The 21,757-nt window shown below is 37.5% G+C and carries 24 protein-coding genes; 16 read left to right on the top strand and 8 right to left on the bottom strand.

Going from position 1 to position 21,757, the window contains the following annotated elements; translation table 11 throughout:
* Positions 1–90 precede the first annotated feature (90 nt).
* From BUR11_RS19430 to BUR11_RS19410, 5 genes are all read left to right on the top strand, one after another.
* Positions 91–2,157: a GAF domain-containing SpoIIE family protein phosphatase gene (locus BUR11_RS19430; RefSeq protein WP_074226702.1), complete on the top strand. Its 2,067-nt coding sequence runs from the start codon at positions 91–93 to the stop codon at positions 2,155–2,157.
* Positions 2,158–2,174: 17 nt separating this feature from the next.
* The gene (locus BUR11_RS19425; protein WP_074226701.1) at positions 2,175–2,507 is read left to right on the top strand and encodes an STAS domain-containing protein; all 333 of its coding nucleotides are present in this window, start codon (positions 2,175–2,177) and stop codon (positions 2,505–2,507) included.
* Position 2,508: 1 nt separating this feature from the next.
* Positions 2,509–2,916, top strand: coding sequence for an ATP-binding protein (locus tag BUR11_RS19420; protein ID WP_074226700.1), 408 nt, complete (start codon positions 2,509–2,511; stop codon positions 2,914–2,916).
* A 92-nt stretch (positions 2,917–3,008) separates the two neighbouring features.
* Positions 3,009–5,012, top strand: coding sequence for a foldase protein PrsA (locus BUR11_RS19415; protein ID WP_074226699.1), 2,004 nt, complete (start codon positions 3,009–3,011; stop codon positions 5,010–5,012).
* Positions 5,013–5,062: 50 nt separating this feature from the next.
* A complete protein-coding gene (locus BUR11_RS19410) occupies positions 5,063–6,439 on the top strand; it encodes a peptidylprolyl isomerase (RefSeq protein ID WP_084561102.1) in 1,377 nt (458 codons plus the stop codon).
* Between the two features lie 36 nt (positions 6,440–6,475).
* Here BUR11_RS19410 and BUR11_RS19405 read toward each other — a convergent pair whose 3' ends face one another.
* Positions 6,476–6,793: a hypothetical protein gene (locus tag BUR11_RS19405; RefSeq protein WP_074226698.1), complete on the bottom strand. Its 318-nt coding sequence runs from the start codon at positions 6,791–6,793 to the stop codon at positions 6,476–6,478.
* 109 nt (positions 6,794–6,902) lie between these two features.
* Positions 6,903–8,693, bottom strand: coding sequence for an ABC transporter ATP-binding protein (locus BUR11_RS19400; protein WP_074226954.1), 1,791 nt, complete (start codon positions 8,691–8,693; stop codon positions 6,903–6,905).
* Positions 8,694–8,840: 147 nt separating this feature from the next.
* Between BUR11_RS19400 and BUR11_RS19395 the strand changes: the two genes are divergently transcribed.
* The 8 genes from BUR11_RS19395 to BUR11_RS19360 all read left to right on the top strand — a co-directional run bounded on the left by BUR11_RS19395 (position 8,841) and on the right by BUR11_RS19360 (position 14,931).
* Positions 8,841–9,941, top strand: a complete 1,101-nt coding sequence (locus tag BUR11_RS19395) for a Glu/Leu/Phe/Val dehydrogenase dimerization domain-containing protein (RefSeq protein ID WP_074226697.1) — start codon at positions 8,841–8,843, stop codon at positions 9,939–9,941.
* A 117-nt stretch (positions 9,942–10,058) separates the two neighbouring features.
* Positions 10,059–11,243: a transcription antitermination factor NusB gene (gene nusB / locus BUR11_RS19390; RefSeq protein WP_074226953.1), complete on the top strand. Its 1,185-nt coding sequence runs from the start codon at positions 10,059–10,061 to the stop codon at positions 11,241–11,243.
* Positions 11,244–11,249: 6 nt separating this feature from the next.
* Positions 11,250–11,555: a YtxH domain-containing protein gene (locus tag BUR11_RS19385; RefSeq protein WP_074226696.1), complete on the top strand. Its 306-nt coding sequence runs from the start codon at positions 11,250–11,252 to the stop codon at positions 11,553–11,555.
* Between the two features lies 1 nt (position 11,556).
* Positions 11,557–12,099, top strand: coding sequence for a DUF1573 domain-containing protein (locus BUR11_RS19380; RefSeq protein WP_074226695.1), 543 nt, complete (start codon positions 11,557–11,559; stop codon positions 12,097–12,099).
* A gap of 2 nt (positions 12,100–12,101) precedes the next feature.
* Positions 12,102–12,419: a preprotein translocase subunit YajC gene (gene yajC / locus BUR11_RS19375; RefSeq protein ID WP_074226694.1), complete on the top strand. Its 318-nt coding sequence runs from the start codon at positions 12,102–12,104 to the stop codon at positions 12,417–12,419.
* Between the two features lie 8 nt (positions 12,420–12,427).
* A complete protein-coding gene (locus tag BUR11_RS19370) occupies positions 12,428–13,396 on the top strand; it encodes a YbbR-like domain-containing protein (protein ID WP_074226693.1) in 969 nt (322 codons plus the stop codon).
* Positions 13,386–13,991 (top strand): dephospho-CoA kinase, encoded by a 606-nt coding sequence (gene coaE, locus BUR11_RS19365; protein ID WP_074226692.1) that lies wholly within the window; start codon positions 13,386–13,388, stop codon positions 13,989–13,991. The genes BUR11_RS19370 and coaE overlap by 11 nt, the downstream gene beginning before the upstream one ends.
* 58 nt (positions 13,992–14,049) lie before the next feature.
* Positions 14,050–14,931, top strand: a complete 882-nt coding sequence (locus tag BUR11_RS19360; protein ID WP_074226691.1) for a bestrophin family protein — start codon at positions 14,050–14,052, stop codon at positions 14,929–14,931.
* Here the strand turns inward: BUR11_RS19360 and BUR11_RS19355 are convergent, their stop codons facing one another.
* The gene (locus BUR11_RS19355; protein ID WP_074226690.1) at positions 14,932–15,357 is read right to left on the bottom strand and encodes a nuclear transport factor 2 family protein; all 426 of its coding nucleotides are present in this window, start codon (positions 15,355–15,357) and stop codon (positions 14,932–14,934) included.
* 138 nt (positions 15,358–15,495) lie between these two features.
* Between BUR11_RS19355 and BUR11_RS19350 the strand changes: the two genes are divergently transcribed.
* Together BUR11_RS19350 and BUR11_RS19345 are read left to right on the top strand one after the other, a co-directional pair.
* Positions 15,496–16,290, top strand: a complete 795-nt coding sequence (locus BUR11_RS19350) for a HipA family kinase (RefSeq protein WP_074226689.1) — start codon at positions 15,496–15,498, stop codon at positions 16,288–16,290.
* The gene (locus BUR11_RS19345) at positions 16,268–16,651 is read left to right on the top strand and encodes a DUF3037 domain-containing protein (protein ID WP_074226688.1); all 384 of its coding nucleotides are present in this window, start codon (positions 16,268–16,270) and stop codon (positions 16,649–16,651) included. Before BUR11_RS19350 ends, BUR11_RS19345 begins: the two co-directional genes overlap by 23 nt.
* 11 nt (positions 16,652–16,662) lie before the next feature.
* Here BUR11_RS19345 and BUR11_RS19340 read toward each other — a convergent pair whose 3' ends face one another.
* Entirely contained in the window at positions 16,663–18,699 is a 2,037-nt protein-coding gene (locus BUR11_RS19340; protein ID WP_159439245.1) for a polysaccharide lyase family 8 super-sandwich domain-containing protein, read from the bottom strand.
* Between the two features lie 272 nt (positions 18,700–18,971).
* On the opposite strand from BUR11_RS19340, the gene BUR11_RS19335 reads away from it, so the two are divergent.
* Positions 18,972–19,796, top strand: a complete 825-nt coding sequence (locus BUR11_RS19335) for an alpha/beta hydrolase (protein WP_074226686.1) — start codon at positions 18,972–18,974, stop codon at positions 19,794–19,796.
* A gap of 49 nt (positions 19,797–19,845) precedes the next feature.
* On the opposite strand, the gene BUR11_RS19330 is transcribed toward BUR11_RS19335, so the two are convergent.
* The 4 genes from BUR11_RS19330 to BUR11_RS19315 all read right to left on the bottom strand — a co-directional run bounded on the left by BUR11_RS19330 (position 19,846) and on the right by BUR11_RS19315 (position 21,468).
* Positions 19,846–20,097: a hypothetical protein gene (locus BUR11_RS19330; protein WP_074226685.1), complete on the bottom strand. Its 252-nt coding sequence runs from the start codon at positions 20,095–20,097 to the stop codon at positions 19,846–19,848.
* A 195-nt stretch (positions 20,098–20,292) separates the two neighbouring features.
* Positions 20,293–20,541, bottom strand: coding sequence for a DUF6952 family protein (locus BUR11_RS19325; protein ID WP_074226684.1), 249 nt, complete (start codon positions 20,539–20,541; stop codon positions 20,293–20,295).
* Entirely contained in the window at positions 20,522–20,833 is a 312-nt protein-coding gene (locus BUR11_RS19320; protein WP_407640233.1) for a thioredoxin family protein, read from the bottom strand. The genes BUR11_RS19325 and BUR11_RS19320 overlap by 20 nt, the downstream gene beginning before the upstream one ends.
* A gap of 2 nt (positions 20,834–20,835) precedes the next feature.
* Positions 20,836–21,468, bottom strand: coding sequence for a peroxiredoxin (locus BUR11_RS19315; protein ID WP_074226682.1), 633 nt, complete (start codon positions 21,466–21,468; stop codon positions 20,836–20,838).
* Positions 21,469–21,757 lie beyond the last annotated feature (289 nt).

Here is a 21,757-nt window from a genome sequence, read left to right as displayed (position 1 = left end):
GTTTACTTTTTTTAACATTCTATCTAGTAAGAATATTTTAGTCCCGATCTTAATTTATTTCACATTGAGTAATATTGTGGGGCAAAATCCATGATTAAATTACCATCAATCCATATTGGAAAACTTAGCATGCTCCTGGCCATTTTGGTCTGGTTGTCATTGCTTTTTGTGGATTTGGTAAGACTTTTTGGCTTATTAAATGAATTAGAATCTGGTATAGCAGCAGAATTCACTTGGGTACTCGAGATTCTTTTCTTTTTAACAGTCTATCTTTTTTACAATTACTCCATCAATAAGAATAGTCAGAATGACTTTCTGAACCTGATATGGAGGGCTGCTTCGACAGGTATAGTAGCAGTTTTTGTTTCCCTCATGATCAATCTTTTCTATTCCCTGCTAGGGGATAGCCATTTGTTCAATGATCCATTCCTTAAAAATTTCTTCTACCATGTCAATTTTGCATTGATATCAGTATTCCTGATATCCAGTGCGTTGCTATGGAAGCATTTGATCCTTTACCAAAAAACAAAAAGAGTAGTAAAACAATGGCAGGCCTACGAGCTAGCTATGCTTGGAGCCATGTTTTTTATTTTTTTCAACAAAAACTCATTTGACTACAGCTTTTTATTTGGGTTTGTTCTGTTGGTAGGATTGGCGGTTATTTTATCCGGTAACCTCAAATGGATTCCTTATTTGACATTTCGGGAAAAATGGAAATCCCTGCTTTTCCTTTTTATCATCATCAACTGCTGTGGGTATCTCTTTTACCAGATCCTATTATACAGTGACAGAGGATTGTTTGTCGTGAATTTGACGGACAATTTATTCCTGGTTTCCTTATTCAGCTTCATTTTTATTTATGCCCTATTCTGCTTTCTTGTTACTTTATTTAACCTACCTACCTCCTCTGTTTTTGAACAAAAGCTGACTGAGGCCATTAACTTCCAACGATTAAGCCAGTCTATTCAGCCTGAAGAAAGTGAAGAACAGGTACTGGATATCCTGGTAGACTCCTGTATGAGTGCTGCTTATGCGGATGCTGCCTGGCTGGAACTAGGGGACCAAGGAAGCGCAAAAGGTTTCCTTCAAGAACGATTCATGGAGAAAGGAATGCGTGAAGAGCTTAGTGAAATCATTCAAAATCAAAAATTAGCTCAAGAATGGGCAGTTGAAAATAAACCTGAAAATTTAAACCCACTTTCACTTCGGCTAAACCATGATCGATTTGAATCTATTCTTTTGGTTCCACTTGTGATTAATAAATCGGCGATTGGTCGAATGGTACTTTGCAAAGAAGTGAGAGATGGTTTCAACAAAGAGATGATCAACATCATCAGTACTTTTGTACGCCAGGCTTGTATTGCCGTTGAAAACCATCGATTACTAAATCAGGCCATTCAAAACGAACGCTACCAAGAAGAATTAAAAATTGCTCAGCGGGTCCAAAAATCACTCCTTCCTACCAAGTTAGACCATAATGAGACTTTTGACATATCTGCCTATTCCAATGCGGCGGATGAAGTTGGAGGGGATTATTACGATACTTTTAAACTTGATGAGGACCGATACGTTATGATCATCGGAGATGTCTCTGGAAAAGGCACTTCTGCAGCATTTAATATGTCTCAGATGAAAGGAATTTTCCAAAGTCTAATCCAGTTAAACCTTGGTCCTGCCCAATTTATGATTAAAGCTAATGCGGCTTTAAGTCGATGTTTGGAAAGGAATCACTTTATCACCGCCTCCATATTTCTTATTAATACCAAGGAAAAAAGCATTTGCCATTCAAGAGCTGGGCATGTACCTACTTTAATGCATCAAAATGATGTGGGTAAATCTGAATACTTGGGAATAGATGGCCTAGGTTTGGGGATTTTGAGAAACAAGCAATATGAAAATCACGTTGAGGAAAAAACATTTAACTACTCTTCTGGAGATGTATTAGTCATGTTTACAGATGGAATCGTTGAGGCTAAAAATGAGAAATCCCAGCAGTTCGGTTTTGAAAGAATCAGAACTCTCTTGGAAGTGTATCATGAATTAAGTCCCAAAGAAATCCAAACAAAAATTATAGATTCTCTTCATGCATATGTAGGAGGAGATGGGTTAATAGATGATGATTATTCGATCATGGTGGTCAAATTTTCAGATGAATAAAGAAATCAGCGTTCAATATGCTAACCATAGAAACACATAAAGAAGATAACCACGATTTATTGGTAATTCAAGGTGAAATTGATGCCAGCAACTCTGTGATTTTAGATCAAAAAATGCAAGAGTTAACGGAATCAGGTTCAAAATCCATTTTAGTGGATGGAAGTGGGCTGGAATACATTTCCTCTGCCGGATTGGGCGTGTTTATGTCCTATTTGGAGGATTTTCAAGAGGAAGGAATTACCCTCAAAATATTTGCACTATCACCGAGAGTATTTGAAGTTTTCAAAATTTTGGGGTTAGATCAATTGATTGACATTTACGAATCCAAGGAAGCTGCACTAGAGGCTTAAAATGAAATATCAGTTAAAAATATATTGTAAAACCACTGCATTAGCAGATCTCAGGAGCTTCCTTCAAACCACCTTGAGTGAACTGAAATTATCTGACAAAGATCGGCATCAGCTAACTTTGGCAGTGGAAGAGGTATGTGCTAACCTGATCATCCACTCCCATCAATGCAATGGCTATGACCAAATTAAGTTAGAAGTAAAAGAATCACCCGATAAATTAATTTTTGAAATCACGGATAAAGGAAAAGCTTTTAACCTATTGGATTATGAAGTACCTGATCTGAAAAAGGTGATCAGCGAAAAAAGAAAAGGCGGATTAGGCATCATTTTGGTAAAGACCATTATGGACGAAATTGAGTTTGAGTCCAATAGAGGCAAAAACACCTGCCGATTAATCAAGTGGTTTTGATGCTAATTCTTGTTAAATCACTTAGATAGCAGTCATTTCCCTTTATTATCTGATAAATTTGTAAAATTGCACTGAATTTAAGGTACCCTTACATGAATCACCGATCAATTTCGGCAACTATTTTCTCTCTTTTTATCGTATTGGCAAGTGTAGCCCCCGTTTTTGCATACATGCAAGGCGGTAGTAGCCAAGATGATAATCTATTGACTATTGGTGGCAAAGCGATAGAGAAAGAGGAATTAATCTACCTGCTATCCAAAGGTCAAGGCTCCACTCCAACCTCTGCAGGGATGTCTAGGGAAGAGTTTGAAGATAATCTGGACTTATTTATCAACTATAAGTTGAAAGTGATAGAAGCAGAAGAACTAGGTCTGGATAAAACAGAAGAATTCAATAGAGAATTTGCCTCTTTCAAGGAAAACTTAAAAGCTCCTTACCTCATCAAAAACTCTTTGGAAGAAGGAGAGCTTCGTAAAGCCTATTCCAGAATGCAGGAAGTGGTTAGAGCAAGCCACATCCTATTTCAATTTCCGCCCAATGCAAGTAAGGACGATAGTTTGATTGTATTGAGAATGGCCTTAAAAATCCGGGATGAAATCAATGCCGGAGCAGATATCAATGAATTAGCGGTTGAGCATTCAGATGACCCTTCTGCAAAAGTCAACAAGGGAGACTTAGGTTATTTCACGGCATTACAAATGGTACAACCCTTTGAAGATGCTGCATTTTCCTTACAACCTGGACAGGTTTCTGATCCTGTGATGACAAATTTTGGTTACCATATCATTAAAGTCAATGATAAAAGGCCTAATCCTGGACAAGTAAGAGTATCTCATATTTTAGTAAGAATTGACGAGGATGATCCAAATAGTGAAGATTTGGCCAGAAGGAAAGTAGCTGATATCTATGCCGAGATCCAAAAGGAAAGTACTGTTTGGGAAAATATTGTAAAGAATTATTCAGAAGATCCTTCCTCCAGTCAAAACGGAGGCATGCTTCCTTGGTTTTCGGTTGGTTCTATGATCCCTGAATTTGAAATGGCCGCATTTTCATTAACTGAAATAGGAGAAGTATCTCCTCCAGTAAGAACCAAGTATGGCTACCATATTTTGCGGTTGGAAGAAAAGAAACCCATCGATTCCTTCGAAAACCTAGAAGACAATATTCGATCTAAGATTATGAGGGATTCTAGGTCCACCATGATACAATCTCAAGTAATGGCCATTCAGAAGGCACGATACAATTTCGAAGAGAATGAATCTTCTGTTGCGAACTTGGAAAATGAATTAAAGACCTTTACGAAAGTTCAAATTCCTGGAGCCGTTGCTGCGAAGGGATTGGACGATGAGGAGCTATTTACACTTCAAGGTACTACCTATACCATGAATGATTTGGTTTCATTTATACAGGAACAGGAATTAAGTATAAAAACGAAGACCACGGCTTTCGATGCTTGGTATGACCGATTCACCGCTTCTATTCTTAATAAAACAGAGGAGGCAGATATTCTTGCCAATAACAAAGAATATCAAATGCTATTAAATGAATACCATGATGGAATTCTTTTATTCTCATTGATGAACCAAGAAGTATGGCAAAAGGGAATTGAAGACAGCGTAGGACAAAAAGCCTTTTTCCAGGAGAATATTCAAAACTATCAATGGGATGATCGGGTAAATGCTTTCATTGTGAAAGTTTTGGATATCAATCAACTCGAAGAAGCTAGGACAAAATTAAAAGGACAGTCTTATTCTCAAGAAGTCATAGACGCTTTTGAGACTAACTACAAACAGAATAATCCTCTTGCATTTCAAACTGAAAAGGGATTGATAGAATACAAGCAACATCCTGTCCTTTCCAAAATTAACCTCTCAGAAAATTACCAAGAGATAGAAACTAATGGTCACTTACACTTGGTTCTGTTAGGGGATCAAATTCCTGCAGGTCCTAAAAAATTCAATGAAACCAGAGGTTTGGTAATTAAAGATTATCAGGAGGCGTTGGAAAAAGACCTGTTAGAACAATTAAAAAGTAAATATCCAGTAGAGATAAACCCAAAAGCTAAAGAAGAAGCTTTTATCTCTCTAAATCAATAATTGAAGCATAACTACTCAGCCGAATTTAAAAACGGATTGATCGAATACTAATGAAAATACTAAACCGAATTACGCTTACTTTATTGGCATTTTCCATGCTATCCAATTTGTCTGCACAAGAGGCTGCCAACACAGCAACCACAGGACAGGTTTTGGATAAAATTGTAGCTAAAGTTGATAATTACATCTTGCTTGAGTCAGACATTCAAAAAACCTATTTAGAGGCTTTGGCGCAGGGGCAGCAAGGAGTAACCCCTCCTACTAGATGCGAAGTCTTTGAAACATTAATGGTTAATAAATTAATGGTGGCTAAAGCTGAAATTGACTCAGTGATGGTTACGGATGCGGAAGTGATGTTGCAAACCGATCAGAGATTCAACATGGTCATGCAGCAGTTTGGTGGCAATGAAGAAACCTTGGCAGAAGTGTATGGAAAAACTGCTGATCAATTAAAATCTGAAATTGAAGAGGTTATTAAGGAGCAACTGATCGTTCAGAGGATGAGAGGTAAAATCACAGAGGGTATCAGTGTGTCTCCAGCAGAGGTACGTGAGTTTTTCAAAAGCATTCCTACTGACTCCCTACCTTTCTTTTCCGCCGAAGTGACAGTAGGTCAAATAGTCAAAAAACCTGAGGTGAACCCTCAAATCAAAGAAGATATATTTACTAAGCTTCGCCAGTTCAAACAAGATATATTGGATGGAAAGGCTGATTTTGCTGATTTGGCTAGAGCCTATTCTGAGGATCCTGGTTCTGCAGCACAAGGTGGAGATTTAGGATTTTTCAGAAGTGGTGAGCTTGCACCTGAATTTGAGGCTACAGCCATGTCATTGAAGCTTGGTGAAATTTCCGATCCAGTAGAAACTGATTTTGGAATTCACCTTATTCAATTACTTGAAAAAAGAACTGACTCTTACAATACCAGACATATTTTGATGATTCCCAAAGCTTCAGAAGAAGATTTGTTGAAAGCAGAGAAATATTTGGACAGCTTGAAAACAGAGATTCAAGAAGGTAAAATTGAGTTTGCGAAAGCTGCAAAGGAATATTCCGATGACAGAAATACTTCTGATAATGGTGGATACTTTGTAGATCCGGCAAATAATTCAAAAAGGCTAACCCTTAGAACATTAGAAGATCCCGTACTTTACTTCACATTAGACAGTATGGAAGTAGGGACTGTTACCCAACCCATCCGATTTGAAGATCCAAGAGAGGGTACTAAAGTGAGGATACTATTTTATGAGTCAAAATACCCAGCTCATAGAGCAAATTTGGAAGATGACTATGAAAAAATGAAGGCTGCCACTTTAAGAAAAAAAGAAGATGATCTTTTGTCAAAGTGGTTTGTTACAGCCAAGGAGGATGTATTTATAGATATTGATCCGACCTACGATCGATGTAAAGCTCTTGAAGAGAGGAGATAAATTTAAAATCCCGGAAGAATTAACTTCCGGGATTTTTTATTTTTTCCCAAACAAGGCTTTCAACGCCAACCCAAATTGTTTGAATCCTTCTCTAAAAAAACCTTTTGACTCTTTAAACTTTGGCTCAAAGGCCTCTTTTTGTTCTTTAAATTCTTTCTCAATCAGATCTTTTCCTTTTTTGAGTTCAGCTTCAAGACTTGTTTTATTTTCTTTTAGGTCCTTTATTTTCTGTTCAATTTCATCTTTGACTTCGGCACCGGCATCAGCCCCTTTTTTTACGAGCTCTTCTATCTTTTCTCCAATTTCTTGAAGAACATTCTCGATATCCTGAGTACTTGATTTCTTATTTTCCATAATAGGCTGGTTTAAACAATTGATGCTTATCAAGTTAAACAATTTTCTTAAAGAATCTGGAAATTGGAATTTTCAAAAGTCAAAGCCACAGTCAAACAGCCTCTTTTAATTACTCCTCCACGGACTCTCCAGCTTGAGTTTGCTTCTCATATAGTTCTGCATATACTCCCTTTTCAGCCATCAAAGTATCGTGGTTTCCTTGTTCCACGATTTTTCCATCATCCAAAACAATAATATGATTGGCGAGCTTGGCGGAAGATACTCTATGAGAAATAATCACCGAAGTCCGATCTTTCATGATCTTTTTCAAAGCATTTAAAATCACATTTTCTGTCTTCGTATCCACAGCAGACAAGCAGTCATCCAAAATCAAAATTTTAGGTTCTTTCGCAATGGCCCTTGCAATAGATACCCTTTGCTTTTGACCACCTGAGAGGGTAATACCCCGCTCTCCAAGCATCGTTTCAAAGCCTTTGGGAAAGTCTATGATGTTTTGATAAACATCTGCATCCATTGCTGCTTTTTCGATTTTTTCTTGATCTGGATAGTCTAACCCAAACGCAATATTATTTCCTATGGAATCAGAAAATAAGAATACATCCTGAGGAACGTACCCTATTTGCTTTCTCAAACTCGAAAGATTGTATCGCTCTATGGTCTCCCCATCAATTTTGATGGTACCAGAACTTGGGTCATACATCCTCATAAGCAAATTAGCAATGGTGGATTTGCCAGATCCGGTGGTGCCTATGATTCCTAAAGTTTGTCCTGCCTTAATTTCAAAACTTACTTGATCTAAGGCTCTAATTCCAGAATCAGGGTAAACAAAGCTCAAATTCTCCACGTGAATTTCACCGGAAATTTCCCTTTCAATATTATCGGTACTTAGTATATCATTCTTCTGATCCAAAAACTCATTGATTCTTGTTTGAGAGGCAGCTGCTCTTTGGACGATACTAGTCACCCATCCCAAAGAAGTCACAGGCCAGGTAAGCATGTTGACATATAGAATGAATTCAGCAATGACTCCATAACCAATTTGCCCTCCAATTACTTGCATTCCTCCAACATAGACTGTAATAATCGTAGAAATTCCCACCAAAGCCATGATAATAGGAAAGAACAATGCATTGACTTTCGTCAAACGTATTGATTTCACTTTATAATCTTCGCTTGCTTTAGCGAAATCTCTTGCAGTATCTTCTTCCCTAACAAAAGCCTTAATTACACGAATACCAGAAAATGCCTCCTGTACAAACGTACTCAGGCCCGAAAGACTCCTTTGGATTTTTTCAGATCGTTCGTTGATCAAATTATTTACGAAGTAGATACTGAGGGATAATACAGGTAAAGGCAGCAAGGAGTAAAAAGTCAATTCGGGGTTTACCGATATCATGTACGATATTACTAAAGGAAACAAAATCAGAAGATTCAGTCCATACATAATCGCTGGACCCAAATACATTCTCACCCGGCTTACATCTTCTGTAATTCTCGCCATCAAATCCCCAGTACTATTTTTCCTATAAAAACTTAAAGGGAGTGCCTGATAATGCTCAAATATTTCATTCTTCATGTCATATTCAATTCTTCGTGACATGATGATGATAGTTTGACGTATCAAAAAGAGGAAAAAACCTCTTAATAAAGCCATTACCAAAATCAAAACCCCAAAAATAAAGACAAATTGAAGAAAAATATTTCGTGCTTCTTCCCCCATTCCACCGAGCTCCAAAGGCTTTAAAATTGAAAAACTCTCAACCACATAATCTATGGCAAGTCTCACCAATTGAGCAGGGATAATTACGAAAACATTCGATATTACCGTAAATACTATCCCCAAAAGCAATAGCCCCTTATACTTGTATAAGTACTTATTAAGTCTCCAAAGTGGTTTCACCAAATAAAAATTTTAAAATCGAGAAATATGTTTGCAGAAACTAGATATATTAATGCTTTGAAGGCCAATAAAAGTATTTAATTTTGTATCGGCCTTTTTAACCAGGTTCAGTCCCAAATATAACACATTCTAAAAAGCTAAGTTCACATGTTAGAGATTAAAGCTACCGAAACTGTGCGAGAAGGATCCATCTTTGGACAAATCAGCACCATGGATCACGAGCAAGTCGTGATTTGTCAAGACCAACCTACCGGTTTAAAAGCGATTATCGGTATCCACAATACAGTTTTGGGACCTGCGCTAGGAGGAACAAGAATGTGGCCATATGTTTCTGAGGAAGAAGCAATCACAGATGTTTTGAGATTGTCTCGAGGAATGACCTTTAAAAATTCATTGGCTGGATTGAACCTAGGGGGTGGCAAAGCAGTGATTTTAGGAGATCCACGTTTGAAGAGTGAAGCCTTCTTAAGGAGATTTGGAAGATTTATTGAAAGCCTAGGTGGCAGATATGTTACTGCAGAGGATGTCAACATGAACACCTCTGATATGGAATATATCAGAATGGAAACAAGACATGTTGCCGGATTACCTGAAATCAAAGGAGGGTCTGGAGATCCTTCTCCCGTTACTGCTTATGGCACCTACATGGGAATGAAAGCAGCCGCAAAAAAAGCTTTCGGATCTGACTCTTTAAATGGAAAAAAGATCGTTGTACAAGGCGTAGGTCAAGTAGGCAAATACCTTATTGAGTATTTGGTAAAAGAAGGCGCTGAAGTAATGATTACTGACATCTTCGAAGAAAAGCTAAAACAAGTCTCCAAAAACACTGGAGCTTCTGTGGTAGATCCTAATGTGATCTATGATTTAGATATGGATATTTATGCGCCTTGTGCTTTAGGAGCCACAATCAATGACGATACCATTGACCGATTGAAATGCGGGGTGATTGCAGGTGCTGCGAATAATCAGTTAAAGGACGAAGCAAAACATGGAAAGATCCTATTGGAAAAAGGAATTGTTTATGCTCCGGATTTCTTGATTAACGCAGGAGGTGTCATCAATGTGGGTGCAGAATACCTTGGAGGTTATATCAAAGAGATTGTTTATCAACAAACTGAAAAAATCTACGACACCTGTTTTGGTATTTTGGAGAAGTCTTCCAAAGAAAATATTCCAGCACAACAAGCTGCAATTGAAACTGCAAAAGCAAGAATTACTGCAATGGGCAATGTGAAGTTGCCTTTCTAAAGATAAAACTCAATTATTTGAAACCACCGAAAAGGGATTTTCGGTGGTTTTTTTGTCTACATCCCCATGGGTATACCCCATGCAAATTCCCTATATTTGCAACTCCATTTCGAAGATATGCTAAACAGAAGAATACTAAGAGTCAAAGCATTCCAAAACTTATATGCTTACGAGCAGTGTAAAGGCTCCAACCTTAACCTGGCTAAAGATTTCATAAAAGAGTCTTTTTTACCGGACCTCAATAGCATGGAAGTGCAGGATAAGGCCGCTTTGAATAAAGAAGCTGAACTTGCTATCAAACTATTTGATGAGAATTTAGAAAGTACGGAATCTCTTAAGTCTAGTGATGCCAGTCAAAAGGTCAAGCAAGTAGTGCTAGATGCTTTAAAACAATTTAAAGTCGCTAATCAAAAAGACAGAGAGTTCCTTTTAAAAAACATGGTAGTCTCCGCGGAGCGGATTCCTCAGCTATATCTACTAGCTATTGAAATTCTTCAGGCATTTGCAGCACATGTGGCCAAAGAATTTGATAAAAAGAGAAGATTTAATGGGGATGATCCTGCAGGATTTGCCAATGAACTAAACCTTGCCAATAACCAGGTGCTGAAACATATCAGAGAATCTGATGCGTACAATGCTGCGGTGGCTAGAAACAATGCAAATTTGGATGATTTGGAGCTGGAAATCAGCGAATGGTTTAGAGATTACGTCAAACCGTCTGAGGAATATCAAGCGTATCTTAAGATTTCAAACCCTACCTTAGAGCAAGATTTTGAGATTGCAGATGAACTCTTGAAGAAAATCATCTTCAAAAACGAAGTAATGCTAAATTATTTCGCGGAAAAGGATTTGAACTGGACCGAAAACAAATCTGTTGTAAGGAGTCTGGCTTCTAAAGTGTTAAAGAATTCTTCTCTTTTGAATGAAACGGAAAGCAATCAACTTCCTGAGATTGCCATGAACTGGGAGGAGGATAAGGAGTTTTTTCAAAATATCTTTAACTTCACTATCGAGAATGATGCGGAAAGTAAAGCATTGATTTCTCAGAAGACTAAGAACTGGGATATTGAAAGACTGGCTTTTACAGATAAAATTATCATCTCAATGGCCTTGGCAGAAATGAAAAATTTCCCAAGTATTCCTGTAAAAGTGAGTATCAACGAATATATTGACATTTCAAAAACCTACAGTACTCCAAAAAGCAAGCAATTTGTCAATGGATTACTAGATGTGATGTCAAAAGAACTAACCGAAAGTGGTGAAATCCGTAAGAGTGGAAGAGGGCTTTTGGACAATAAATAAAAAATTATGAGCAACAACAGTAACAACTCATTTCTAGCATTTCTTGTAGGCGCCGGCGTTGGTGCAGCATTGGGAATACTTTTTGCCCCCGATGCGGGAGAAAATACTCGGGATCGCCTGACTTTTAAACTTTCAAAATACAAGAAAGAATTAGAAGATCTGATCAGCGAATTAGTGGAAGGAAAAGAAACACACTTCAATGAAGCAAAGACTGAAGGCAAGCGTGTGATTTCTGAAGCCAAGGACAAAGCTGAAAATTTGCTAAATGATGTGAATAAACTAATCGATCAAATAAACCAAGGAGACAACTAATATGAAAATCAACATGTTGAGCGCTGCTGCTCTATCCCTTTGCCTAGCATTGGGGACAGCTTGTAGCCAAAAAAGTGACCAAGATGCTAAAATCAAGGCTCTTGAAGATAAAATAGCTGCTCTTGAAACGAGCAATACGTCAGTCACACCTGTTAATGCTCAGGCATCACAGGCTGCTGATCCAAGCACTTTGGGTCAATTCCAATTTGCTGAAATGGAATATGAATTTGGGGATATCAATGAAGGTCAAATCATTGAGCATCAATTCAATTTCACCAATACTGGAGAAGCTCCATTAGTGATTTCTAACATCACAGCATCTTGCGGATGTACTACTCCTGATTGGACCAAAACTCCAATTAAGCCAGGAGAAGAAGGCTATGTAAAAGTAGTATTCAATTCCACTTCAAAGCGTGGAGCACAAGCTCCTACAGTTAGTATTCAAGCAAACACTAACCCTACTGTTACTCGATTGAGAATGAAAGGTACAGTTACCCCTAAAGCTGCTGGCGCAACAGCTCCAGTAGGACCAGTTAAACGATAAGCATGATTACTACAGTATTAGCACAGGCTGCCGCAGGTGGCGGCGGCATTATGGGACAAGTTTTCCTATTTGGAGGTATAATCTTGATCATGTATTTCTTCATGATCAGACCTCAACAGAAAAAACAAAAGGAAAGCAAAAAGTTTATTGAAGAAATTAAAAAAGGAGATACAGTGGTTACCATTGGAGGTCTTCACGGTAAAGTAAGTGCTGTGGAGTCTGAAACTGTGGTCCTTGAATTAGACAGAGGTTTGAAAGTAACAGTTGAAAAATCAGCTATTTCTTTAGACTTCTCTAAGAAACCGACAACAAGTAAATAAATTGAATTTTGCCGGAAACTAAAAAATCCTCAAAAGGGATTTCTCCTAAAAAACTCTCTGATCTGAAAGTGGTAGTCCTCTGCATTGCAGCAGCTACCACTTTTTGGATTTTAAACGCCCTGAATAAGGACGATTACAATACTATTGTAGATTTTCCAATTGAGATTGTTTACAATGACGAGGCCTATATGCCTGTCAAAAAATTACCTGCTAGTATCCAAATTGAAATCAATGGAAATGGCTGGGACTTATTGAGAAAATATTTTAATATCAATGAAAGTCCTTTTCAAATAGATCTAGAAAACCCAGCCTCCAAAAATTACATACTGACTTCCGATCTTAAAAGATCACTTGGGGAATTTATTAGCCCAACACAACTTATTTCTGTGCTGGAAGATTCTATTAAATACCAAATCGATGAAATCCAGACTGTTAAACTCAAACCTGTTTTGGATTCGGCCAGCTTTTCACTTGCCAATAATTATAGAAATACTGGCGATGTCAATTTTACACCGGAATCTATCAGCATTCAGGGCCCCAGCTCAGTCTTAAAAAGCTTTGAAGGGAGATTTCCTGTTCAAATGAATCAAAATAGGATCGCTCAAAGCATCAATAAAGACGTAGAATTAAGGATCCCAAAAAATTTGGAAAATCAGGTTAGCCTGATTACTGAAAGTATCCAAGTTCAATTTGACGTAGTTTCCATTTTAGAAGGAAACAAAAGGTTAAAAGTCAAAAAAATCAACTTCCCAAGGACCGTAACGATGGAAGATGAGGAAGTCAAAATCATGATCTATTACAAGGTTGATGAGCGGAAAGCTAGTGAATTGAATGAAATTGAGTTTGACGCGATTCTTAACTATTCGCAGAGAAATAAAGAAGATAGTACCATTACGGTGAAAGTAGAGCCAATGCCTTCTTATCTGGAAGAAGTAAGAGTTGAACCTGCTACCATTAAACTCAAATATGAGCAATAAACCTCCACTTCTTATTGGCTTGACAGGTGGAATAGGCTCAGGAAAGTCCACTGTTGCAAGAATTTTTCAAATCTTGGGAATCCCCACCTACTTTGCAGACGATCGCGCTAAATGGCTCATGGCCAATGAACCCGATTTAATCCAAGGAATTCAATCTACATTTGGAGAAGAAGCCTACTTAGAAGACGGATCGGTCAATAGAGTATTTTTAGCAAAAGAAGTTTTCTCTGATCCAGAAAAGGTAAAAAAAATAAATGCCTTAGTTCATCCAGCTGTTTCCAAAGATTTTGCATCCTGGGCCTCTAAACAGAAAAGTCCATATGTTTTAAAGGAAGCGGCTTTGATTTTTGAAACTGGAAGCTTCAAAGATTTGGATTATGTAATCAATGTCAGTTCCCCTTTAAAAGTGCGAGTTGCCCGTGTTTTGATGCGGGATACACATCGATCAGAGGAACAGGTTAACCAGATCATTGATCAACAAATACCCGATGAGACAAAAAATGAAATGGCTGATTTCATCATCAAAAATGTAGATAATAAGCTTTTGATCCCTCAAGTCTTAAAGATCCATGAATTACTAAAGTCTAATTTTTAGCAGTATTTCCTAATTGGTATAAATATTTATTACTTGAGTCCTCAACTGTTGATTTAACATGAAAGGCTATAATCCTAAAGATTGGTTTCGCTTATTATTTTTAATACAAAAGTATGATACCTTAGCAAGACTAGCGCCTTTGATGTTGATCATTTTAGGCTATTCTTTATTTGTCGCCTGGCTTGAAATAGATTACCTGGGAATTGAAGAAGATAGCTGGCTCGCGCATTTGACAACCATGCATAGCCTGTTGAGTTTTGTGCTATCAATCCTAATGGTTTTTAGAACAAACACTGCATATGACCGCTGGTGGGAAGGAAGGAAGCTTTGGGGAGCTTTGGTCAATTGCAGTAGGAATTTTGCTTTGAAATTGGCCGCTATTCTTGACACAAATGATTCAGATTCAAGAAGATTTTTCAGAAAATGTATTCCCATTTATGCTTTTTCTTTAAGGGAACACCTACAATCCCATATTACTTTATATATGTTGGACAACGAGGAACCTGAAGAATTGAAGCCAATCATCGATTTAGAAAAGCATGTCCCCAATCAGATCGCAAAATTCATGTTCTCTAGAGTTAATGAATTATATAAGAAAGGGGAAATTACCGGAGATCAGTTAATTGTATTAAATAACGAAATCACCGCATTCACCGATATATGCGGGGCATGTGAACGAATAAAAAACACACCCATTCCTTATTCTTATAGCTCTTTTATCAAGAAATTCATCCTGTTTTTCGTCCTTACCTTACCATTTGCCTTGGTTTTTAATTTGGGGTATTACGCAGCTCCTATCGTCACTTTCGTCTTTTACGTAATGGCAAGCCTAGAAATGGTCGCTGAGGAAATAGAAGAACCTTTTGGTACAGATACCAATGATCTCCCTATGGGAAAGCTATCTGAAAATATCCAAAAGCATGTAGAAGAAATCATTTAATTAAATCTCCCTTTCTGACCAGCTTTTATTTACAATTTTCCAATTCCCATCGATTTTCATCAAGGTCAAAAAATCATAATAATAAACCCCAGGCCAATACAGTTCTGTTTCTACGGAGGCAGCATTCCCTTGTACTCTAATAGATACAATTTCATTCTTATAGTCGATTGAATTTCTGGGCTCACCCTTAGAGGTACCCTCCGCCCAACTCTCAAATGAGGTAATTGTGAAATGTTCTCCTCTATATCCAATCAATCTTGCTTCCGGAATAAATGCTGCTTCTAATTTGGATTTATCTCTTTCCATCATTCCTCCAAAATACAATTGAACTGTATTGACGATCAGATCACGATCATTGGCGCTCTGGCAAGCTGCCTCAAAATTCAAAAAAGTAAAAAGAAGTAAGGTGCATACAAATACTTTCATAAGGCATAGAAAATTGAAGGGACAGGATATTTTTCTATTTTCACTACATAAATCATTCCGATGCTTTTAAATTTGAAAAATGAACTTTTGAAAGATTCCCCTAGAAGTTAATCAGGTAAGTTTTCTACCTACTATTCCATGTCACAAAACTTTAAACTTCGTACCGTCAATGTCACCCGCTATATCCTCCCTTTGAGGGAAGGCGGCTCTTTGCCAGCTTTAGCAGATGCAGACGATGGGTTTAAATATGTTCTCAAATTTAGAGGGTCAGGTCAACGGGAAAAGGCTTTAATTTCTGAATTTCTGGGAGGAGAAATTGCAAGATCACTTAGTTTAAAAGTTCCGGAATTGGTTTTTGCCAATTTGGATCCGGCATTTGGAAGATCTGAAGGGGATGAGGAAATCCAAGATTTGCTTAAGGGTAGCCAAGGTTTAAATTTGGCATTACATTTTTTGTCAGGAGCCATCAATTATGACCCCTTGGCCATGCAAATTGATCCCTTATTAGCCTCAAAAATCGTTTGGTTAGATCTATTGATCACCAATGTGGACCGAACCTTTAGAAATACCAATATGCTCATGTGGAACCGAGAACTTTGGTTGATCGACCATGGAGCTGCTTTTTTGTTCCAACACTCCTGGACCAATTGGGAGAAAAATGCGAAAGGCCCATTTCCTATCATAAAAAATCATGTGTTATTACCTCAAGCTAGCCTATTGGAAGAAGCAAACGAGGTACTCAAACCAAAACTGAACAAGGAATTATTTGAAGAATTAGTTTCGGCACTTCCGGATGAATGGTTACTGGCTGGTGGTGATTCTGAAGATGTAACAGAAATTCGAAAAGTATATTCAGAATTTTTAAGTCTAAGACTTACCTATGCTGATCAATTTACAAAAGAAGCCCAAGATGCAAGGACAACACTTATATGAGTATGCCATCATCCGGGTGGTTCCTCGGGTGGAGCGTGAAGAGTTCATTAATGTGGGTGTGATTCTTTGCGACTGGAAAAGTGGTTTTATCGGATCAAAAGTATTCTTGAATAAGGAAAAACTCTTAGCATTAGACCCTAATGCGGATCTAGAAATGATTGAGAACAACTTGTCCTCCTTTGACAAAATTTGTCAAGGCAGCTCAAAAGGAGGTCCTATTGCAGAAATGGATTTGGCATCTAGATTTAGATGGTTGACAGCAGTTAGAAGTTCAGTGATTCAAACATCCAGACCGCATACTGGCTTTAGCACAAATCTTCCTAAAACATTAGAGAGTCTTTTCGAAGAGCAAGTAGGCTAAGTCAATGAATATTAATTCAAATCAATTGGCTTACTAATTGTAGATCCTGCATAGTCATCATCAGGAAGAGAAAAGTTAAAGTTTTTAGATTTGCCATCGACTTTCAAATTCAACTTAACTGTCCCTTTAAGCAATTGTGTTGGATCTGATAAATTAACATTCCACTTTCCCTCGCTATATTCTTGAAGCATTACCAAACAAGGCTTATCAACCGTCAATTTATTTTCACCCCACTCGAAAGTTCCTTCTTCATAGAATACCACTCCTAGCAAGTTTAACCCCTTATCACTTACAGCTTGTATTTTTTCATCATTTCTTTCCACATCGATTCCAGTTAAGTCAACCTCTTTTAATGCAGAAGTAGACTCAATTCCAGGCATTAAAATATAGCTGTATTTTTCATTTTTAGGATTTTTACCATGATTGATATAAAGCTTGAATACTTCTTCATTAATGGTCTTTTTAGAGGAATTGCCATTTATGTCAGCCCAAGCCCCAGGTTGGTTTTGAGCAGAAAGTTCAATATCCTGCGAATTGGGGAAAAAGTAGCCGATTTGATCATGATAAATCCAAATCGGACCTTTATCAATCTTGGTTGAATTTGAATTCATTACCTGCATTTCATTTTCATTTCCTATCGAGACATCACCCCTTAGTCTTGACTGATTGACAGTGGTATTGATGGTTTCCACCCGATCTGCTGTAATGCCGGCACCTAAACAAATCACTTTATCTCCAAAGAAAAACCATGCCTTATTGGCCCTGGTATTATATGCATTCATTTGATATACAGAAACACCATTCAACCCATCACTCACCCCACCAACAAAATCTACATTTCCTCTTTCAGCTACCCAGTTTGTCCTTTTTTTGAGAGGATTTATTTCAGGAGTGGTACTACCCGGTATCTTATTCCATTCCCAATTTGGAAAAATATTGAAATATTCATCTCCCTTCACAGCAATATACATCGCTCCTTCTGTCAGGAACTGCCCAGTCAAGTTTTCTCCATTCCCAGATTCCGTTCTTACCGTTCTTGTTGAAGAACTATTTAAAGAAACTAAGAATTCAGGCCTCTGATGAATGGTATAATCTGACCGCCAATAATGGATATTTCTAGGCTCAATCTTATAGGAAACAGGCTTTTTACCATCAATTCGATCTATCGCATCCTGATATTCTTGTTGATGATCCTCAATATCTATGGCTTTTAATTGCTTTACCAATCCAGAGTTAGTTCTAGTAGCATTCACTCTGGCGATGCCTCTTCCAATGACACTATAATCTATGTATTTACCCCTCATAGATCTTAAATACCCATTTCGAACAAATTCAGAAATCAAGGCTATTTGCTCTGGTTTGAAAGAAAAACTGGTGCCCACGATATAAACTGCAACATTCCTAATTCCTAATAAATATTCTCTTCCATAACCATGCATATATAATTCGGGACCATGGGCATGAAAGGATAAGTCTCTTTGGATTCCATCTCCTTTGGTTATTCGAACGGATTCAGAAACCACTGAAACAGCTTTGTTTAAAAGGTCAGAATTTTCAGTTAACACTGCCTGCATAATCATATGTTGGGCAATATCCGTCAGATTCGAGCCATCCTTTCCTGGAGATTTAGTGATGGAAACTGTTTTATTCATCCATTCAATCATCTTGTTCTCCAGATCTTTTGGAACCTGTTTTTCTCCATATTTCATGGTGATTAGCATGCCGCCAATTTCCTTCGGAACGCTAATACTTAACCACCACCAATTATCTGAAATAGGTTCTTGCTTTAAGCTTGTCCAATAGTTCATTCCCCTGATAATTCCATCATACAGTTTATCGTCTTGGTAAAAGTCACTAGAAGCCCTCGTGTAGGCTTTTGTCATTTTTCCAAGGCGCTTAATATGTTTATCTGGCTCCCATTTGGTCATGGATTTATCAGCATAATTCAAATCTTTGAAGCTACCATTAGGCTGAATCAATGTGAATAGAATCGAAATGTCTTTATCCATTTCATCAGTAGCTGGACTACTCTGATAGTTCTCAAACACTCTTTCTTGAATGATTTCAAAATCAGATTTTTGAAAACCAAAACTTGAGTTAATATTACAGAACAAAAAAAATAATACTACAAACCAACCCTTTAATATCATAATTGAAACCCCTCCTATTTATTACTGAATTTGAACATAAAATGAATAATTGTCTAAGTATTAAACTAATTAATAATATTTAAACACAAATCATATCCATGCAATTTTCTGTGGATGAAGTGGATTCCTCGTTATATTCATCCAGATTAAACCTTTAACTCCTTTTTGGAATGGCTCTATCAAAAAAACTACTTCTCACCCCTTTCATTCTCTTCCTTTTCATTAATTCTTTACTTGCTTCCGTTGACACGGTAGCTACCTTTAGTAAGGCAATGAACAAGGAAATTAAAGCCTTGGTTATCACTCCCAATTCCTACTCTTCCGACAAATCCTATCCTGTAGTTTATCTTTTACATGGATATTCTGGAAACTATAAGTCTTGGCTAGAGGGGGCACCCCAAATTGAAGAATTGGCTGAGCAGTACCAATTAATCATAGTGACTCCTGATGGCAATTTTGATAGTTGGTATTGGGACAGTCCTGAGGATGCCACCTCCAAGTACGAAACGTATATCACCCAAGAATTAATCCCTTATGTGGATACTCATTATAGAACTATTTCTTCTAAAGAAGGTAGAGCAATCTCAGGTTTAAGCATGGGTGGACATGGAGCCCTTTATTTAGGCATTCGCCATCAGGATATTTTTGGTACGGCGGGAAGTCAGAGCGGAGGAGTAGACATTGGTCCTTTTCCGGAAAACTGGAACATGAAAAAATATTTAGGCGAAAAATCAGCATTTCCAGAGAGATGGAGAGCATACTCCGTGATGGGACAATTGCATTTATTAAGTAGAGATAATTTGCCTCTAGTCATTCATTGCGGAACCGGGGACTTCTTTTATCAGGTAAATCTCAAACTACATGAGGAACTCACCTATTTAAATATACCCCATACTTTTACTTCCAACCCAGGAGCACATAACTGGGATTATTGGAAAGAGTCTGTGCAATACCAGTTGTTATATTTTCATAACTTCTTTCAAAGTGAAGATTAAGCGTTCTTCCAAAAAGAGTTTTAAAAAATAAATTGGGAGTGTTAGAGAATCAAACCACCCTAGATTCAGAATACAAATCATAGGCCGCTACCAATAATTGCCTTCCGGGAGTGTTGGTATAGCGATCGTAACGGTAAATTTCATCTCTTTCTGATGTATAAACTGGTTGATACTCTCCTTCGATATCATCCCAAAGGATCAAGAGAAAATTGGAAGGGATGATACTATTTCGACCAGCCTGCAGCCAGTTTTCAAAAGTTTGTTCATCTAAGGGTTTGGGAAAGCTGGCTCCTTCAAACATTGGAATGTGGTTATCTTAAATTCAAATGAGTCTAGAATCAAATAAAAATCTCTATCGAAAGACTTCATCAATTCCAAAGCTTTTGAGAAAGCAAAATAAGAATGAATTTTCTGAAGCACCCAGTAAACACGGCATAAAAAAAGGAACTCCTATCAGGAGTTCCTTTTCTATTAACAATAAACCCAAAATAATTTTTTATCTATCAATAGAACCAAGTACTTTTTTCATGAACGCATTTCCAGCATCTTTTTCAGACATCCCTTCAGCTACCATTTCATGAACTTCCAAAGCACCACATAGATTCGAGATCAACTCTCCAATTACATCGATTTCTGGATCTTTCAATGAAGGCGCTTCTGTCATGTTTTCCAAGACTTGCAAAGCAGTCTCAATTTGCTCAGGAGTACAAGTCCTTTGAATGGTCTTAATTACTGGCAACTTCATTGATCAATACTTTTAATTGGTCCTCTTTATTTGTTTGAATTTGATTTACCAACTGACCTCCCTTGAAAGAAGCAAAAGTTGGCAAATTGTTTACTTGAGCCAATTTCCTAGAGTTAGGGAATTTCTCAGCATCCACAATTACAAAAACTTTATCTGCATTTTCTCCAGCTAGTCTTCTAAACTTTGGCTTCATAATACGGCAGTTACCGCACCAGCCAGCAGAATATTGTACAATCACTTGATCATTGCTGTCAACCAGCTCCTGCAAAGTATCTTCAGTTAGTTCAATCATGATTAATTATTTGATAAGTAGTTAGCAACACCTTCGTTGGTTGCCTGCATTGCTTCTTTTCCTTCTTCCCAGTTAGCAGGACAAACCTCACCAAATTTCTCAACGTGAATCTGAGCGTCCAATAATCTCAAGTATTCATCGATGTTTCTTCCTAGTGGAAGGTCATTGATAGACTCATGACGAACCACACCTTCTTTGTCAATCAAGAAAGTCCCTCTGTAAGCAACAGGAGCACCTGCGAAAGACCAAAGACGAGTTTCAGCATCAAAAGAATATTCACCTGCCAATACACCATAGTTCAAAGAGATGGTTTTTGCAGCATCTGCCAAAATGGGGTAAGTAACACCCTCGATACCACCTTCAGCTTTTGCTGTCATTAACCATGCAAGGTGAGTTTCTTCAGTGTCAGTAGAGCAACCGATAACTACGGTATCTCTTTTTTCAAATTCAGCCAATTTAGACTGGAAAGCATGAAGCTCAGTTGGGCAAACAAAAGTGAAATCTTTAGGATAGAAGAATAAGATTACGTTCTTCTTACCTAGGTACTGGTCTAAGCTAAAGTTTTCTACAATCTCTTCTCCGTTAATAACTGCTCCTACTGAAAACGCTGGAGCCTTTTTTCCTACTAATGCCATGTAAATATTGTTTTGTTGAAAATTTGATAACACAAAGCTAGCTCAGGAATTAAAATTTTAAAAAAATCACGTTTTTGTTGAAACGTCAAAAATCTCACCTCCCCCAATTTTTATTTTGCCTTTCAATAAATTCGAAGAATAAAGACTCATTTTTTATGATCAACTATCAATTAAAAAATACCCGCTACCGATTGCGAACAAAATCGAAAAATTCTGATTGAATTATCCTATTAGTAATAGCTTTTTCCTATCACAAAAAAAAAGCCCTGAATACCAGGGCTTTCACTAT

Origin of the sequence: Algoriphagus halophilus, from assembly GCF_900129785.1 — a bacterium.
Taxonomy (GTDB): domain Bacteria; phylum Bacteroidota; class Bacteroidia; order Cytophagales; family Cyclobacteriaceae; genus Algoriphagus; species Algoriphagus halophilus.
This window is presented reverse-complemented; position numbering and strand designations above follow the sequence as displayed.